The 16262-nt window shown below is 72.8% G+C and carries 13 protein-coding genes and 2 riboswitches; of the genes, 2 read left to right on the forward strand and 11 right to left on the reverse strand.

What is annotated here, in order from left to right; all coding sequences use genetic code 11:
- Window positions 1–21: 21 nt before the first annotated feature.
- From gcvP to H596_RS21175, 9 genes are all read right to left on the reverse strand, one after another.
- On the reverse strand, window positions 22–2910 hold the full coding sequence (gene gcvP / locus H596_RS0111200; RefSeq protein ID WP_027284971.1) for an aminomethyl-transferring glycine dehydrogenase: 2889 nt from the start codon (window positions 2908–2910) through the stop codon (window positions 22–24).
- Window positions 2907–3281: a glycine cleavage system protein GcvH gene (gcvH, locus tag H596_RS0111205; RefSeq protein WP_027284972.1), complete on the reverse strand. Its 375-nt coding sequence runs from the start codon at window positions 3279–3281 to the stop codon at window positions 2907–2909. The genes gcvP and gcvH overlap by 4 nt, the downstream gene beginning before the upstream one ends.
- A 12-nt stretch (window positions 3282–3293) precedes the next feature.
- Window positions 3294–4379, reverse strand: a complete 1086-nt coding sequence (gene gcvT / locus H596_RS0111210) for a glycine cleavage system aminomethyltransferase GcvT (RefSeq protein ID WP_027284973.1) — start codon at window positions 4377–4379, stop codon at window positions 3294–3296.
- Between the two features lie 35 nt (window positions 4380–4414).
- Window positions 4415–4530: riboswitch (glycine riboswitch) on the reverse strand.
- Window positions 4531–4633, reverse strand: a riboswitch (glycine riboswitch).
- 109 nt (window positions 4634–4742) lie between these two features.
- Window positions 4743–5798 carry a calcium:proton antiporter gene (locus tag H596_RS0111215; RefSeq protein WP_027284974.1) on the reverse strand — a complete coding sequence of 352 codons (1056 nt, stop codon included), beginning with the start codon at window positions 5796–5798 and terminating at the stop codon, window positions 4743–4745.
- 42 nt (window positions 5799–5840) lie between these two features.
- Window positions 5841–6998, reverse strand: a complete 1158-nt coding sequence (locus H596_RS21170; protein WP_037301017.1) for an MFS transporter — start codon at window positions 6996–6998, stop codon at window positions 5841–5843.
- A 30-nt stretch (window positions 6999–7028) separates the two neighbouring features.
- A complete protein-coding gene (locus H596_RS0111225; protein ID WP_027284975.1) occupies window positions 7029–7820 on the reverse strand; it encodes a competence/damage-inducible protein A in 792 nt (263 codons plus the stop codon).
- 11 nt (window positions 7821–7831) lie between these two features.
- The gene (locus H596_RS0111230) at window positions 7832–8779 is read right to left on the reverse strand and encodes a bifunctional GNAT family N-acetyltransferase/(deoxy)nucleoside triphosphate pyrophosphohydrolase (protein WP_037301019.1); all 948 of its coding nucleotides are present in this window, start codon (window positions 8777–8779) and stop codon (window positions 7832–7834) included.
- The gene (gene argJ / locus H596_RS0111235; RefSeq protein ID WP_027284977.1) at window positions 8760–9992 is read right to left on the reverse strand and encodes a bifunctional glutamate N-acetyltransferase/amino-acid acetyltransferase ArgJ; all 1233 of its coding nucleotides are present in this window, start codon (window positions 9990–9992) and stop codon (window positions 8760–8762) included. Before argJ ends, H596_RS0111230 begins: the two co-directional genes overlap by 20 nt.
- A gap of 21 nt (window positions 9993–10013) precedes the next feature.
- A complete protein-coding gene (locus H596_RS21175; RefSeq protein WP_037301021.1) occupies window positions 10014–10961 on the reverse strand; it encodes a peptidylprolyl isomerase in 948 nt (315 codons plus the stop codon).
- Window positions 10962–11062: 101 nt separating this feature from the next.
- Between H596_RS21175 and cnbZ the strand changes: the two genes are divergently transcribed.
- Complete coding sequence (gene cnbZ / locus H596_RS0111245) at window positions 11063–11830, forward strand: 2-amino-5-chloromuconate deaminase CnbZ (RefSeq protein WP_027284978.1); 768 nt, start codon at window positions 11063–11065, stop codon at window positions 11828–11830.
- A 95-nt stretch (window positions 11831–11925) separates the two neighbouring features.
- Window positions 11926–14649: a preprotein translocase subunit SecA gene (secA, locus tag H596_RS0111250; protein ID WP_027284979.1), complete on the forward strand. Its 2724-nt coding sequence runs from the start codon at window positions 11926–11928 to the stop codon at window positions 14647–14649.
- 7 nt (window positions 14650–14656) lie between these two features.
- On the opposite strand, the gene H596_RS0111255 is transcribed toward secA, so the two are convergent.
- Both H596_RS0111255 and H596_RS0111260 read right to left on the reverse strand, forming a co-directional pair.
- Complete coding sequence (locus H596_RS0111255; RefSeq protein WP_027284980.1) at window positions 14657–15280, reverse strand: GNAT family N-acetyltransferase; 624 nt, start codon at window positions 15278–15280, stop codon at window positions 14657–14659.
- The gene (locus H596_RS0111260; RefSeq protein WP_027284981.1) at window positions 15277–16065 is read right to left on the reverse strand and encodes a cyclase family protein; all 789 of its coding nucleotides are present in this window, start codon (window positions 16063–16065) and stop codon (window positions 15277–15279) included. Before H596_RS0111260 ends, H596_RS0111255 begins: the two co-directional genes overlap by 4 nt.
- Between the last annotated feature and the right edge of the window lie 197 nt (window positions 16066–16262).

Raw genomic sequence — 16262 nt, forward strand, 5'->3', positions numbered from 1 at the left:
AGCGCCTCCCGCCCGCCGCGCCTACTCCGCCGCCTGCAGCGTGGCCACCGCCGCGTATTCCTCCAGCGGCGCGCAGGTGCAGACGAGGTTGCGGTCGCCGTACACGTTGTCCACGCGCTTCACCGGCGGCCAGTATTTCTGCGCCTTGACCCAGGGCAGCGGGAAGGCGGCCTGCTCGCGCGAATAGGGGTGGGTCCACTCGCTCGCCGTCACCTCGGCCGCCGTGTGCGGGGCGTTCTTCAGCGGGTTGTCCGCGCGGTCCATCCTGCCCTGCTCGATGGCGCGGATTTCGGCGCGGATGCTGATCATCGCCTCGATGAAGCGGTCGAGCTCCGCCTTGGTCTCGCTCTCCGTGGGCTCCACCATCAGCGTGCCGGCCACGGGCCAGGACATGGTGGGCGCGTGGAAGCCGTAGTCCTGCAGGCGCTTGGCGATGTCCTCCACCAGCACGCCGCCGCCCTGCTGGAAGCCGCGGCAGTCGAGGATGCACTCATGCGCCACCATCCCGTTCCCGCCGCGGTAGAGGATGGGGTAGTGGTCGCGCAGCCGCGCGGCCATGTAGTTGGCGTTGAGGATCGCCACCTGCGTCGCGCGCGTCAGCCCCTCCGCGCCCATCATGCGGATGTAGGCGTAGCTGATGGGCAGGATGGCCGCACTTCCGAAGGGCGCGGCGCTGACCGGGCCGAAGCCCGTGGCGGGCCCCGCCTCGGGCAGCAGCGGGTGGTTGGGCAGGAAGGGCGCGAGATGCGCCGCGACACCGATCGGCCCCACGCCCGGCCCGCCCCCGCCATGCGGGATGCAGAAGGTCTTGTGCAGGTTGAGGTGGCACACATCCGCGCCGATGGCCGCCGGCGAGGTGAGGCCCACCTGCGCGTTCATGTTCGCGCCGTCCATGTACACCTGCCCGCCATGGGCGTGGATCACGGCGCAGATCTCGCGGATCTGCTCCTCGAACACGCCATGGGTGGAGGGGTAGGTCACCATCAGCGCGGCGAGGTTGGGCCCGTGCTTCATCGCCTTCTCGCGCAGGTCCGCGAGGTCCACGTTGCCGTCGCGGTCGCAGGCCACCACCACCACCTGCATCCCCGCCATCACCGCCGAGGCCGGGTTGGTGCCGTGCGCGGAGGAAGGGATGAGGCAGATGGTGCGGTGCCCCTCGCCGCGCGCGCGGTGCCAGGCGCGGATGGCGAGCAGCCCGGCATATTCGCCCTGGCTGCCCGCATTGGGCTGCAGCGAGACGGCCGCGAAGCCCGTCACCGCGCACAGCCAGGATTCGAGCCGGCGGATCAGCTCGATGTAGCCCTGCGCCTGCTCGACGGGGGCGAAGGGGTGGATTTCGGCGAAGCCCGGGAAGGTGATCGGGATCATCTCCGCCGTGGCGTTCAGCTTCATGGTGCAGGAGCCGAGCGGGATCATCGAGCGGTTGAGCGCGATGTCCTTCTCCTCCAGCTTCTTCATGTAGCGGAGCATGGCGTGCTCCGCGTGGTGGCTGTTGAACACCTCGGCGGTGAGGAAGGCGCTCTGGCGCAGCAGCCCGGCAGGAATGCCGCCCGCCGCCTCGCCGATCTCCCCGCCGAAGAGGCGGCAGAGCGTGGCGAGTTCCTCGCGCGTCACCGTCTCGTCCAGGGCCACGGCGACGCGCGCCTCGTCCACGCGGCGGAGGTTGAAGCCCGCCTCCAGCGCCGCGGCCATGATGGCCTCCGTGCGCGCGCCGGTCTCGATGCACACCGTGTCGAAGAAGGCCTCATGCGCCAGCGCGAAGCCGGCCGCCTTGGCCGCGCCCGCCAGCGCGCGCGCCTGCAGCGCCACGCGGCGCGCGATGCGCTTGAGTCCTTCCGGCCCGTGCCACACCGCGTACATGGAGGCCATCACCGCCAGCAGCACCTGCGCGGTGCAGATGTTGGAGGTGGCCTTCTCGCGGCGGATGTGCTGCTCGCGCGTCTGCAGCGCGAGGCGCATGGCGGGCGCGCCCGCCGCGTCCACCGAGACGCCGACGAGCCGGCCGGGCAGGCTGCGCTTCAGCGCGTCCTTCACCGCGATGAAGCCGGCATGCGGCCCGCCATAGCCGAGCGGCACGCCGAAGCGCTGCGAGGAGCCCACCACGATGTCCGCGCCCATCTCGCCGGGCGGCGTCACCAGCGTCAGCGCCAGCAGGTCCGCCGCGACGATGGCGAGCGCGCCGGCCGCATGGGCGGCAGCGATCTCCGGCGCGATGTCGCGCAGCGCGCCCGTGGTGCCGGGATACTGCGTCAGCACCGCGAAGGGCTTCTCGGCGGCCACGGTGGCGGCCAGCGCGGCGGGCTCGGCGAGGACGAGCCGGATGCCCACGGGCTCGGCGCGCACGCGCACCACCGCGATGGTCTGCGGATGCAGGTCGGCCGCCACCACCAGCACGTCGCTCTTTCCCTTGTGGGCGGAGTGCGCGAGGGTGACGGCCTCGGCCGCCGCCGTGCCCTCGTCGAGCAGCGAGGCGCCCGCGACGGGCAGCCCCGTCAGGTCGCAGATCATGGTCTGGAAATTGACCAGCGCCTCCAGCCGGCCCTGCGCGATCTCGGCCTGATAGGGCGTGTAGGCGGTGTACCAGCCGGGATTCTCGAGGATGTTGCGCAGGATCACCGGCGGCGTGTGCGTGCCGTGATAGCCCATGCCGATCAGGCTGCGCTTGCGGATGTTGCGCTCGGACAGCGCGCGCAGCTCCGCGATGGCCGCGGCCTCGTTCACCGGCGCGGGCAGGGCGGAGAGCTCCACGCCGCGGATGGCGGCGGGCACCGTCCTCGCCACCAGCTCCTCCAGGTCGCGGCAGCCCACGGCCTTGAGCATCTCGGCGATCTCGGCCTCGGAGGGGCCGATGTGGCGGCGGATGAACTCGCCCCGATCCTCCAGGGCGAGCAGCTCCTCGGCGAGCGTCATGCGAGCGTCTCCAGGAAGGCGGCGTAGGCGTCGGCGTCCATGAGGTCGTCCGGCAGGGGGCCGCTCGGGGCGATCTTGAAGAACCAGCCCTCGCCGGTGGGGTCGCTGTTGATCCGGCCCGGCTCCTCCGCCAGGGCGGCGTTCACCTCCACCACCTTCCCGGCGATGGGGGCATAGACGTCGGAGGCGGCCTTCACGCTCTCCACCACCGCCACGGCCTCGCCGGCCTCCACCTCGCGGCCCAGTTCCGGCAGATCCACGAACACCACGTCGCCCAGCGCGTTCTGCGCGTGGTCGGTGATGCCGACGACGGCCACATCGCCCTCCAGGCGCAGCCACTCATGGTCCTTGGTGAACTTCAACGCGCTCATGGGGGCTCTCCTTCAGCGGGCGTAGCGGTGCGGGTGGAAGGGAAGGGGCGCGACGCGGGCGGGCAGCGCCTTGTCGCGCACGATGAGGTCGAGCGGCGCGCCGTCGGCGGCGTGGTCGCGCGCCACATAGCCCATGGCGACGGGGCCGTTCACCGAGGGGCCGAAGCCGCCGGAGGTGACCTCGCCGATCTTCGCGCCGCCGGCGCGGATCTCCGTGTGGGCGCGGGCAGGCTGGCGGCCCTCGGGGCGGATGCCGACGCGCAGCCGCGGGGGGCCCTTGTCCAGCGCCTCGCGCACCGCCTCGGCGCCGCGGAAGTCCCACGCCATGCGCCGGCGCTTGCCGATGGACCAGGTGAGCGCCGCCTCGACGGGGTTCGTCGTCTCGTCGAGGTCATTGCCGTAGAGGCAGAGCCCCGCCTCCAGCCGCAGCGAATCCCGCGCGCCGAGCCCCGCGGGCATCACCCCCGGCATGGCCAGCAGCGCGCGCGCCAGGGCCTCCGCCCGCTCGGCCGGCACGGAGATCTCGTAGCCGTCCTCGCCTGTGTAGCCGGAGCGCGAGGCGATCACCTCGATGCCCGCGATGGTCATGGGCGCGATGCCCATGAAGGTGAGGTCGCTCGGGATCAGCGCCGCCACGCCAGGGCCCTGGAGGGCGAGCAGCGCGCGGTCGGGCAGCGGGCGCAGCCGCACGCCGGCGGGCAGCACGCTCTCGATCAGCGGGAAGTCGAGGTGCTTGCGCGAGGCGTTGACGACGAGGAAGAGCCGCTCGCCCAGATTGGCGAACATGAAGTCGTCCACGATGCCGCCATGCTCGTTCAGCAGCAGCCCGTAGCGCTGGCGGCCGGGCTTGAGGCCCTGGACATCGGCGGGCGTGAGCGCCTCCAGCGCCGCGGCCGCGCCCTCTCCCACCAGCTCGGCCTGGCCCATGTGCGAGACGTCGAACAGCGCGGCGGCGCTGCGGCAGTGCAGGTGCTCGGCCATGATGCCGGCCGGGTATTGCAGGGGCATGCTGTAGCCGGCGAAGGGCACCATGCGCGCGCCCAGCTCGCGGTGCAGGGCATCGAGCGGCGTGGTGTGGAGCGTCTCGGTCGCGGTCACGATTCCCCCTGCCGCGCGGGCGGCGGTTGCGTTCGTGACCCCCCTCTGTCCCGTGACCTGAGAGATTCAGCGTTGCTCCCGGCGAGGGGAGCGCGCCTTACTCCTTCGGTGCCGCGCCCGCCTTGCGGGAGCGCGGGCTTTCCAGAGTGCCCTGTCGCGCGCGGCCCTTCTGCCTGAGCGGTTCCGGGGGCCGGTTGCGCCTTCGGCGACCGGGGCCCTGTGGCAGGGCCCCGATTCTCTCCCGCACGCGATGCGCAGGCGCGCCTCTTCTGCCCCCGGATCGTGACCATGGCAAGGCGCATCTGGCCTCGCCGCCCCGCCTCGCGGCGCGTTCCGCCCAGCCGCGCGGCAGGCTGCCCGGCTTCAGGGCAGGAAGGAGAACATCACGAAGGCCGAGAAGATGGCGAGGTGCACGATGCCCTCCAGCACCGTCGTCCGCCCGGTGTTGAGGGTGACGGCGAGCATCAGGAAGGTGGTGGCGAGCAGCACCACCATGGCCTGGTCCAGCCCGAGATGCAGCGGCTGCCCCGTCCAGAGCGCCACCACCGCCACCGCCGGGATGGTCAGCCCCACGCAGGCCAGCACCGAGCCGAGGGTGAGGTTCAGCGCGGTCTGCAGATTGTTGCGGGCGGCGGCGCGGATCGCCGTCAGCCCCTCGGGCAGCAGCACCAGCAGCGCGATGGCGACACCCACCAGCGGCAGCGGCAGCCCCGCGCCGCGCACCGCGCCCTCCAGATAGGGCGCGAGCTGCTTGGCGAGCAGCACCACGCAGGCGAGCGCCACCAGCAGCAGCGCCGTGGCGCCCAGCGCCACCGGGCCCGAAGGCCGCGCGGCGCCGCCCGCCAGCTCGTGGTCCGCCACGAAATCCGCCCGGTGCCGCACGAGCTGCACGTAGAGGAAGGCGATGTAGAGCCCGAAGGAGACGAGCGCGACGTAGAGGAGCTGCGGCGCGGAATAGACCGGCCCCGCCGCGCTGGTGGTGAAGTTGGGCAGCACCAGCGTCAGCGCCGCGAGGGGAATGAGCACGGCGAGGAAGGCGTTGGAGGCGGGGGTGCGGAAGCTCTGCTCGAAATGCCGCCGCCCGCCGAGCAGCAGGCACAGGCCGAGCACCCCGTTCAGCGCGATCATCAGCGCGGAGAAGATGGAATCCCGCGCCACCGTCGGCTCCGCGCCGCCGAGCATCATCGAGACGATCAGCCCGGCCTCGATCACGGTGATGGAGACGGCGAGCAGCAGGCTGCCCAGCAGCGCGCCCAGGCGGCGCGCCACCGTCTCGGCGTGGTGCACCGCGGCGAAGACGCAGCCGATCAGCCCCGCCGCCACCAGCAGCAGAGGCACCGAGCCCTTGGCCGCCACCTCCACCGCGCCCAGCGCCGGGAAAGCCACCGCCCACCACGGAAACGCCCTGCCGCCCGCCATGCCTCTTCCCCTCCCGCCGCCTGCCGGTGCGCGGCGCGCCTGTCAGCCCGTTTCCTGCCGCCGCCCCATCACGAGGCCGAGCAGCAGCAGCCCGCAGGCCGCCAGCAGCAGCCCCGCCTCCAGCCCGAAGCCCCAGCGGATCGCGCCCATCAGCGGCGGGCCCATCGCCTGTCCGAGGAAGAAGTGGAAGGCGTGCAGCGACACGGCCGAGGCGCGCGCCTGCGGGGCCACCTCCGTCACGCGCGTCTGCAGGGAGTTGTGCAGCATGAAGAAGCCGGTGCCGACGAAGAGCCCCGCGGCCACGAAGATCGGGGCGGAGGGCGCGAGCGCGAGCCCCGCGAGGCCGCCACCCGCCAGCGCGCCGCCCAGCCGCATCATCCGCCGGGGGCCCAGCCGCGCCACCAGCAGCGGGGCGCAGCCGGCATAGAGGAAGCCGCCGCAGCCGAAGGCGGCCAGGGTGAAGCCGGCCTCGCGCGTCCCGCCCATCCCGGTTTCGAGGAGATGGTTGGCGACATAGGGAAAGCCTCCGAACACCAGCATCCCCTCGATGCCCACCGCCCAGTAGAGGGCGAGGGCCGGCCGGTGCGTCAGCAGGAAGCGGTAGCGCGCCACCGCATCGCCGAAGCTCAGCCGGCCGCGGAGATCGGGCACGCGGTCGCGCAGCAGCGGCAGCACCGCGAGCGCGGAAAGCGCCCCGCAGAGCAGCATCAGCCCGCGCCAGCCGATCGCGGGCTCCAAAAGCCCCGCCATCACGCCGCCCGCCATCTGCCCCGCAATGGCGCAGGCGAGGAAGCGGCTGATCGCCACCTGGCGCTCCGCGAGCGGCACGCGGTCGCCGAACAGGGCGAGGGTGACGGGGAAGATGCCGCCGCCCGCCGCGCCGGTGGCCATGCGCAGCAGCAGCAGCACGAGCAGCGTGGGCGCCAGCGCCGAGGCCGCGAGGAAAAGCGCCTGGAAGGCGAGGGCGAAGACGATGACGCGCCGCTTGCCCAGCGCATCCGCCACCGGCCCCAGCACCGGCTGCACCAGCGCGAAGGGCAGGGCGAAGGCGGTGGCCAGCAGCGCCACCCGCGCCGGCTCCTGCGCGAAATCGAGCGCGAGCACGGCCACCAGCGGGTCCGCCACGCGGGTGGCGATGGCTGAGGCGAAGCCCGCCAGCGCGAAGGTCAGGACGAGGCGGCTGTGCGGCGCGCGGGACATCTCGCCTCGGCGGGGGGTGGGATTTCCGCCTCAGCCGGCCGGCGGCGGCTCGCCCTGCACGGGCTCGGCGCCCATGCCGCGCAGCATCTCGGTGATGGCGGCCGCCGCCGCCTCCGCCTGGCTCGCGGAGGTGCCCTTGGCCACCAGCGCCACGCCGCCGCCCGCGAAGCCCTGCGGCCCATGGGCGCGGTAGAAGGGATAGCTGCCGATCTCAAGCGCCGGGAAGCGCGCCTGGATGGCCTCGAGCTGCGCCGCGATGTTCCCCTCGTAGACGCCCAGCGCATGCACGGTGCGCGAGACGACCGGCACGCCGCCCTTCAGCGAGGGCGCCAGCGCCTCGAACATGGACTGCATGATGCGCGGCACCCCCGCCATCACATGCACATTGCCCATGGTGAAGCCGGGTGCGGAGGTCATCGTGCAGCGGATGGGCACAGCCCCCAGCGGCAGGGTGGCCATGCGCAGCCGGGCGGCGTTGAACTCCACGGGCGGGTCGCGGCGCGCGTAGTCCTCGGCCATCAGGGCGCGCGTCTCCTCGTGCACCACCCAGGGCACGCCGAAGGCCTCGGCCACGCATTCGCTGGTGATGTCGTCATGCGTCGGGCCGATGCCGCCGGTGGTGAACACGTGGTCGTAGCGCGCGCGCACCTCGTTCAGGGTGGCGACGATGGTCTCGCGCACATCCGGGATCACGCGCGCCTCGCGCAGCGGGATACCGAGCTCGCCGAGGCGTGTGGCGAGGTATTGCAGGTTCGCGTCGCGGGTGCGGCCCGAGAGCACCTCGTTGCCGATGATCAGCAGGCAGGCGGTGGGGTTGCTCATGGCGTGCGAGCCTAGAGGAAGTCGCGCAGCAGCGCGACCAGCGGCAGATCGGCCGGCGGCATGGGGTAGTCGGCCAGCCGCGCGGGCGCCACCCAGGCGAGGGTCTGGCCCTCGCGCGCGGTGACGCGCCCCTGCCAGCGGCGGCAGATGTAGAGCGGCATCAGCAGATGGAACTCCGCATAGCCGTGCGAGGCGAAGAAGAGCGGCGAGAGGCAGGCGCTCTGCGTCTCGATGCCCAGCTCCTCGCGCAGCTCGCGGATCAGCGCGGCCTCGGGCGTCTCGCCCGCGCCGATCTTGCCGCCCGGGAACTCCCACAGCCCCGCCATGGCCTTCCCCGGCGGGCGCTGCGCCAGCAGCACGCGCCCATCGGAGTCCACCAGCGCGCAGGCGACGACGAGCAGCAGGGGCTTCGGCGCCGCCGGGGCGGGCGCCGCCTCGCGCAGGAAGCGGATCACCGGCATGTTGCGGTTGCGCGAGAGGTAGGGCTGCACCGCGCGCCCCGCCTCGGCGAAGCCGAGATGCCGCAGCACGGCGTGGGAGGCGGCGTTGTCGGTCAGCGCGCTCGCCTCCACGCGCGTCACGCCGAGATGGCGCTGCGCCCAGTCGAGCAGCCCCGCGGCGGCCTCGCGGGCGATGCCCTGGCCCCAGTGTTTCCGCCCGATCCAGTAGCCCAGCTCCGCTCCCGCGCCGCGGGCCAGCGTGAGGCCGACGCAGCCGACCAGCGCGCCCCCCTGGGTGATGGCGAGGTGATAGGCCTCGCCGCGGGCGATCTGCGCGCGGGTGGCGGCGATCCATTCGAGCGCGAGGCCGTCGCGGTAGGGGAAGGGCACGCGCGCGAGGTTGCCGGCCACCGAATAGTCGTTCACCAGCCGCGTGACCTCCGCGGCGTCCTCGGGCTCCAGCGGGCGCAGCAGCAGCCGCGCCGTGACGATGGGCAGCTCAGCTCCGGTAGCTGCCATTGATGTCGATGTAGCCGTGCGTCAGGTCGCAGGTCCAGACGGTGGCCTTGCCCCGGCCGAGGCCGATGTCCACCGTGATCTCCACCTCGCGCCCCTTCATGTGCGCGACGACGGGCGCCTCGTCGTAGCCGGGGACGACGCCGCCCTCCCGAGCCATCCACACGCCGCCGACGGCCACCGAGAGGCGGTCGCGGTCCGCGGGTTCGCCGGCCTTGCCCACGGCCATGACGATGCGGCCCCAGTTCGCGTCCTCGCCGGCGATGGCGGTCTTCACCAGCGGCGAGTTGGCGATGGACATGGCGATGCGGCGCGCGGAGGCCGCGCTGACCGCGCCGGTGACTTTGACGGTGACGAGCTTCTGCGCGCCCTCGCCGTCGCGCGCCACCATCAGCGCGAGATCGTGCAGCACCTCGCCCAGGGCGCGCGCGAAGTCCCGCAGCAGGGCGGGGGGCGAAGCGGCGGTGACGCGCGGGTGCTTCGCCTGGCCGGTGGCGAAGAGCAGCACCGTGTCGGAGGTGCTGGTGTCGCTGTCCACCGTCACGCAGTTGAAGCTGGCGTTCACCCCCTTCGCCAGCAGCCTCTGCAGCACGGGGGCGGGGATCTTCGCGTCGGTGGCGAGGAAACAGAGCATCGTCGCCATGTCCGGCGCGATCATGCCGCTGCCCTTGGCGATGCCGTTGATCGTCACCTCCGCATCGCCGATGCGCGCCGTGCGCGTCGCGGCCTTGGGGAAGGTGTCGGTGGTCATGATGGCGCGTGCGGCGGCGGCCCAGCGGTCCTCGGCGAGCGCGCCGAAGGCGCCGGGCAGCGCGGCCAGCAGCCGCTCCGTCGGCAGCTTCTCGCCGATCACGCCGGTGGAGGCGAGGAACACCTCGCCCGGCTTGCAGCCGACCAGTCCGGCCGCCGCCTCGGCGGTGCGCGCGCAGGCCTCCTGCCCGGCCTTGCCGGTGAAGACGTTGCTGTTCCCCGCATTGACCACGAGCGCGCGGGCGCGCCCGCCCTTCAGCACCGCGCGGCACCAGTCCACAGGCGCCCCGGGGCATTTGTTGCGGGTGAACACGCCGGCCACCGTGGTGCCGGGGGCGAAGCGGAAGACGGTGACGTCCTCCCGGCCCTTGTAGCGGATGCCGGCGGCGGCGGAAGCGCATTCGGCGCCCGCCAGCGCGGGCATCTCGGGCAGCGGGAGGGCAAGGGGCGAGACGGGATGGGCCATGGCGTGTCGGTCTTGCGGAACTCAGCGGCGCTGGGCGGGGGCGGGCGCGCGCGCGGGCGGCGGCGGCTCGGGCTGCGGCGCGGCGGGGGCCGCCTCGGCCGGGGGCTCGACGCGCTCGATGCGGGCGGCGGCGCGCACGCGCTGCACGGCGGCGGCCACCTCCTCCTCGATGGCCTGCTGGCGCAGCGCCTCGCGGCTGTCCTCGAAGCTCGGCCCGCGCGAGACGCGGCGCTCCTCCACCCGGATCACGTGCCAGCCGAACTGGGTGCGCACCGGGGCGGGGCTCACCTGGCCGGGCTGGAGCGCGAAGGCGGCGGCGGCGAATTCGGGCACCATGTCGCCGCGGCGGAAGAAGCCGAGATCGCCGCCGTTGCGCGCCGCGGGGTCGGTCGAGCGGCGGCGCGCCACCTCCTCGAAGCTCGCGCCGCGCTGGATTTCCTGGAGGATGGCGCGCGCCTCCTGCTCGCTGGCGACGAGGATGTGGCGCGCGCGCACCTCCTCCTCCGGCGCCCGGCCGGCCTGCTCGCGCTCGAAGCGCGCGCGCAGCGCCTCCTCGGTCAGGCGCGGCAGCACCTCGCGGCGCAGCAGCGCGTCGCGCAGCTCGTTCTCCTCGAGCTGGCGCATGCGGCGGCGCAGCTCCTCCTCGCGGTCCAGCCCCGCGGCGCGGGCGGCCTGGACCATGGCGCGGTCGGTGATGGCGCGGTCCACGAGCTGCTCGAACACCTGGGGCGGCAGCATGGCGCGCAGCATGGCGGGCGGCACGGCGCGCAGCTCGGGCGGCATGGCCTCGGCGGCGGCGGCGATCACCTCGTCGAGGCGGATCTCCTCGCCGTTCACGCGGGCGATCACGGGGTTGGCCTCCGCCCCCGGGGCGGGCGCCGCGGGCGCCGGGCCCTGCGCGGCCGCCGGGGCCGGCCCGAGCAGCGTGGCGGAGGCGAGCAGGAGGGCGGCGAGCGGCAGGCGGGCCATCGGCGGGGAATCCATCAATCCGGCCGGACAATGGCCGATGCCCCGCGCCCCCACAACCCGCCGCGCTTGACGCGCGGCCCCCGCGGCGGAACCCTGGACGCATGGGCACCCAGATCATGGCGGCCGGCGGCTACCGCTACATCCCGGCCGTGTTCCAGTATTCGGGCGGCGTGGCGGCCGAGCCCGGCTTCCGGCTGGAGCGCGCGCGCTTCGCCGAGCCGGTGCCGCTCGCCGAGGGGTTCGCGCGCATCAAGGCGCATCTCGCCGCGCTCGGCCGCCCGCCCGCCGCCTTCGCGCAATGCGAGCTGCGCAGCCCCGAACCCTTCACCGAGGCCGGCTTCGCCGCCTTCAACCGCCTCTATGTCGGCGTGCTGCAGGAATGGGGCATTGTGCAGGGTGGGGAGAACCCGGTGGCGCGCAGCAATGTCTGCCCCGAGATCGCGCCCCCCTCCGAGCCCTGCTTCCACGCCTTCAGCTACACGGTGGAGGATGCGAACGCCCCGCCCAGCTTCGTCGTGGCCGGCAGCGGCGAGGCGCGCGAGGGCGGCGCGAGCTACCGCGAGAGCGTGGTGGCCTGGGGCGACACCTCGCCCGCCGGCATGCGCCTGAAATGCGACTATGTGCTGGGCGAGATGGAACGCCGCATGGGCGCGCTCGGCTTCGGCTGGCGGGACACCACGGCGGTGCAGGCCTACACGGTGTTCGACTTCGCGCCGCTCTTCCTCGAGATGTTCGTCCGCCGCGGGGCGGCCCGCCATGGGCTGACCTGGCAGCCCTGCCGCCCGCCCGTCCAGGGCCTGGATTTCGAGATGGATTGCCGGGGCGTGAGCCGGGAACTCGTGCTGCCCGCGTCACGCGGCCGCGGTTGACCCCCCTCGGGGCGGGTCCTATCTCTGCCGGACTGACCCGCGCGGCCCCGCGCCCCGCCGCGATTCCGCCGCGCTCCGGAGAGATCCTCGCCCCCATGTTCGCCCGTCTCGCCCGTGCCCTGTTCGGTTCCGCGAACGACCGCGCGCTCAAGCGCTACCAGGCGCGCGTGCCCGCGATCAACGCCTGGGAGGAGAAGCTCGCCCCCCTCTCGGATGAGGCGCTGCGCGGCAGGACGGAGGAGTTCCGCGCCCGCCTCGCCCAGGGCGCCACGCTGGACGATCTGCTGGAGGAGGCCTTCGCCACGGTGCGCGAGGCGGCGAAGCGCGTGCTCGGCCTGCGCCATTTCGACGTGCAGATGATCGGCGGCATGGTGCTGCACGAAGGCAAGATCGCCGAGATGAAGACCGGCGAGGGCAAGACGCTCGTCGCCACCCTTCCCGTCTATCTCAACGCGCTGGCCGGCAAGGGCGTGCATGTCGTCACCGTCAACGACTACCTCGCCAAGCGCGACGCGGAGTGGATGGGCGAGGTCTATGGCTTCCTCGGCCTCAGCACCGGCGTGATCGTGCACGGCCTGACCGACGACCAGCGCCGCGCCGCCTACGCCTGCGACATCACCTACGGCACGAACAACGAGTTCGGCTTCGACTACCTGCGCGACAACATGAAGTACCGGCTGGAGGACATGGTCCAACGGCCCTTCGCCTACGCCATCGTGGACGAGGTGGACAGCATCCTGGTGGACGAGGCGCGCACGCCGCTCATCATCTCCGGCCCCACCGACGACACCTCCGACCTCTACCGCCGCGTGGACGCGGTGATGGCCGAGTTCGTGAAGGATCCCGAGCGCTTCGAGAAGGACGAGAAGCAGCGCACCGTCGCCATGACCGAGAAGGGCGGCGAGGACATCGAGCGCATGCTGCGCGAGGCCGGGGTGCTGACCGAGGGCGACCTCTACGACCCCGTGAACGTCAGCCTCGTGCATCACGTCAACCAGTCGCTGCGCGCGCATGTGCTGTTCAAGCGCGACGTGGAATACGTGGTGCGCAACGACAAGATCGTGATCATCGACGAGTTCACCGGCCGCATGATGGAGGGCCGCCGCTACTCGGACGGGCTGCACCAGGCGCTGGAGGCGAAGGAGCACGTCACCGTCCAGCCGGAGAACCAGACGCTCGCCTCCATCACCTTCCAGAACTACTTCCGCCTTTATCCCAAGCTCGCCGGCATGACGGGCACGGCCGCCACCGAGGCGGACGAGTTCATGGAGATCTACAAGCTGGAGGTGGTCGAAATCCCGACCAACGTGCCCGTCAGGCGCGTGGACCAGGACGACGAGGTCTATCGCACGGCGGCCGAGAAGTACGAGGCGGTGATCAAGCTCATCGGCGAATGCCAGGCGCGCGGGCAGCCCTGCCTCGTGGGCACCACCAGCATCGAGAAGAGCGAGCTGATCTCCTCCCTGCTCAAGCGGCGCGGCATCGCCCACAACGTGCTGAACGCGCGCTACCACGAGCAGGAGGCGGGCATCATCGCCCAGGCCGGCCGGCCGGGCGCGGTGACCATCGCCACGAACATGGCCGGCCGCGGCACCGACATCAAGCTGGGCGGCAACGCCGAGATGCTGGCCCGCGCCGAGGCCGGCGCCGACGAGGGCCCCGCGTACGAGGCAGCTCTGGCCCGCCACAAGGCCGAGGTGGAGGCCAACAAGGCGAAGGTGATGGAGGCCGGCGGCCTCTTCGTCATCGGCACCGAGCGCCACGAGAGCCGGCGCATCGACAACCAGCTCCGCGGCCGCTCCGGCCGCCAGGGCGACCCCGGCGCGAGCCGCTTCTTCCTCTCCCTGGAAGACGATCTGATGCGCATCTTCGGCAGCGACCGCATGGGCGGGATGCTGCAGAAGCTCGGCCTCAAGGAAGGCGAGGCCATCGTCCATCCCTGGATCAACAAGGCGCTGGAGAAGGCGCAGAAGAAGGTCGAGGCGCGCAACTTCGACACGCGCAAGAACCTGCTGAAATACGACGACGTGATGAACGACCAGCGGCGCGAGGTGTATTCCCAGCGCCGCGCCTTCATGGAGGCCGATGACCTCAGCGAGACCATCGCCGAGATGCGCCGCGAGACCATCGGCGCCATGGTGGACCGCGCGATCCCGGAGAACGCCTATCCCGAGCAGTGGGATCTTGCGGGGCTGGAGCGCCGCGTGAAGGAGGTGCTGGGCCTCGACCTCCCCATCGCCGCCTATGCGCAGGAGGAGGGGATCGACGAGGTGCAGGTGCGCGAGCGCATCGAGGCCGCGGCCGATGCCGCCGCCGCCGCCAAGGCGGCGAATATCGGCCCCGAGTTCATGCGGATGGTCGAGAAATCGGTGCTGCTGCAGGTCTTCGACCAGGTGTGGAAGGAGCACCTCCTCCAGCTCGATCACCTCCGCCAGGGCATCGGCCTGCGCGCCTATGGCCAGCGCGACCCGCTGAACGAGTACAAGCGCGAGGCCTTCGCGCTGTTCAACAACATGCTGGAGGAGCTGCGCGAGCGCGTCACCTCGCTGCTGCTGCGCGTGGAGTTCGCCGCCGACGCGCCCCCGCCCCCGCCCGAGCCGGTGCGGGTGATGGACATGCGCCACCCCTCGCCGGAGGAGGCGGCATCCGCCTTCGAGCCGGCCCCGGCCGGGGGCGGCTATGGCCTCGCGGTGGCGCCCGCGCGCACGGCCACCGAGGTGGACCCGAACGACCCCGCCACCTGGCACCGCACGCCGCGCAACGCGCCCTGCCCCTGCGGCTCGGGGAAGAAGTACAAGCACTGCCACGGCAAGGGGTGAGCGGCGCTCACCCGCGCAGCGGGATGCACAGCCGCTCGTAATCCCCCGCCGTCGCCATCAGCAGCCGGCCGAGGGAGAACGGGCGCGCCGTCATCGGCCGCGCCCCCATGCGGCGGAACAGCGCGGCCGAGGCAGGCGCGCGCACCTCGGCCTCCAGCCGGTCGAGCCCGCGCGCCGCGGCCCAGGCGGATGCGGCGAGGAGCAGCGCGCCCCCCACCCCGTGCGGCGGGAAGCGCGCGCGGCCGCGGAAGGGTTCCAGCACGTCGATGCCGTACACATAGGCCCCGCCCGGCAGCGCGCGGGAGCGCGCCTCGATGGCCGAGAACACGAGGAAGGCGTGAAGCCCCCGCCGCCAGCCATAGCAGCGCCGGAAATCGGCGAAGCCCGGCGCGAAGGGCCCGCGCCCGCCGAGCTTGAGGCTGAGATAGCCCGCGAGCTCCCCCTCCACCGTCGCGGCCAGGAAGCACTCGGGGCGGATGCGCGGCCGGAACAGCGCCTGGCGCTGCGCCGCATCGCCCAGCAGCGCGGAAAGCCCCGCCCGGCCCGTGGCCGCGAGGTCGAGCACGCGCTCGGCCAGCGGCCCGGGCGTGAGCGGCGCGACCTCCACGCGCATGGCCGCCGCCGCGCTCACTCCTCGAGGATGGCCACGGCCCGCGTCCAGCCCGCGCTGCCGCGATGCACCTTCACGGGGAAGCAGGCCACCAGGAAGCCGTCGGGCGGAAGCTGGTCGAGGTTGGCGAGCTTCTCCAGGTGGCAGTAGCCGATCTCGCGCCCCGCCCGGTGTCCTTCCCAGATCAGCCCGGCATCGCCGGTTTCGGCCACGCGGCGCTTCGTGTGGCTGAAGGGTGCGTCCCAGGACCAGCCATCGGTGCCGGTGACGCGCACGCCCTGCTCGAGCAGCCACAGCGTCGCGGCCTTGCCCATGCCGCAGCCGCTGTCGATGTAGTCGGCCTCGCCGTAGCGGCTGCCGGCGCGGGTGTTGACCAGCACGATCTCCAGCGGCTTCAGCACATGGCCGATGCGCTCCAGCTCGCGCTGCACGTCCTCGGGCGTGCAGACGTAGCCGTCCGGCTTGTCGCGGAAGTCGAGCTTCACGCCGGGCTGGAAGCACCAGTCGAGCGGGACTTCGTCGATGCGCCAGGAGGGCTCGCCGCCCGGCGTGAACCGCTCGTTCATGCGCGAGAAGAAATGATAGGGCGCGTCGAGGTGGGTGCCGTTGTGGGTGGAGATCCGCACGCGCTCGATGGCGGCGTATTCGCCCTCGGGCAGGGCCGAGACGGGCACGCCCATATAGCCGGCCATCTCGGGGGCGCTCATGTGGTGGTCCACATACTCGATCTCGGGCAGCATATGGGGCGGGTCGCTGGCGATTCCCGCCTTGAGGGAGACCGAAATATCGATGATTCGTCGCGGCATGGAGGCTTCCTTCCCCTTTCCGGCCGGGACGCTACAGCGCATCCGCCCGCCTTGTCCCGACCCCGGCCGCGCCCCGCGCCGGGCAGCCCCGCCGCGCTGGGGGGCTGACGCCCGCCGCCCCCGGCCCCAGATGCGCGACGCATGAGCGGCGTCAGCAGGATCGGAGGCGCGCTGAGCGACCTTCTGGGCGGGTGGCG

This window comes from Rubritepida flocculans DSM 14296 (genome assembly GCF_000425365.1).
Taxonomy (GTDB): domain Bacteria; phylum Pseudomonadota; class Alphaproteobacteria; order Acetobacterales; family Acetobacteraceae; genus Roseococcus; species Roseococcus flocculans.

Excerpts from the sequence above, each read along its gene's own strand:
- gcvP (WP_027284971.1), bottom strand. The coding sequence starts at position 2,910 with ATGACGCTCGCCGAGGAGCTGCTCGCCCTGGAGGATCGGGGCGAGTTC.
- gcvH (WP_027284972.1), bottom strand. The coding sequence starts at position 3,281 with ATGAGCGCGTTGAAGTTCACCAAGGACCATGAGTGGCTGCGCCTGGAG.
- H596_RS0111215 (WP_027284974.1), bottom strand. The coding sequence starts at position 5,798 with ATGGCGGGCGGCAGGGCGTTTCCGTGGTGGGCGGTGGCTTTCCCGGCG.
- H596_RS21170 (WP_037301017.1), bottom strand. The coding sequence starts at position 6,998 with ATGTCCCGCGCGCCGCACAGCCGCCTCGTCCTGACCTTCGCGCTGGCG.
- H596_RS0111225 (WP_027284975.1), bottom strand. The coding sequence starts at position 7,820 with ATGAGCAACCCCACCGCCTGCCTGCTGATCATCGGCAACGAGGTGCTC.
- H596_RS0111230 (WP_037301019.1), bottom strand. The coding sequence starts at position 8,779 with ATGGCAGCTACCGGAGCTGAGCTGCCCATCGTCACGGCGCGGCTGCTG.
- argJ (WP_027284977.1), bottom strand. The coding sequence starts at position 9,992 with ATGGCCCATCCCGTCTCGCCCCTTGCCCTCCCGCTGCCCGAGATGCCC.
- H596_RS21175 (WP_037301021.1), bottom strand. The coding sequence starts at position 10,961 with ATGGCCCGCCTGCCGCTCGCCGCCCTCCTGCTCGCCTCCGCCACGCTG.
- cnbZ (WP_027284978.1), top strand. The coding sequence starts at position 11,063 with ATGGGCACCCAGATCATGGCGGCCGGCGGCTACCGCTACATCCCGGCC.
- secA (WP_027284979.1), top strand. The coding sequence starts at position 11,926 with ATGTTCGCCCGTCTCGCCCGTGCCCTGTTCGGTTCCGCGAACGACCGC.
- H596_RS0111260 (WP_027284981.1), bottom strand. The coding sequence starts at position 16,065 with ATGCCGCGACGAATCATCGATATTTCGGTCTCCCTCAAGGCGGGAATC.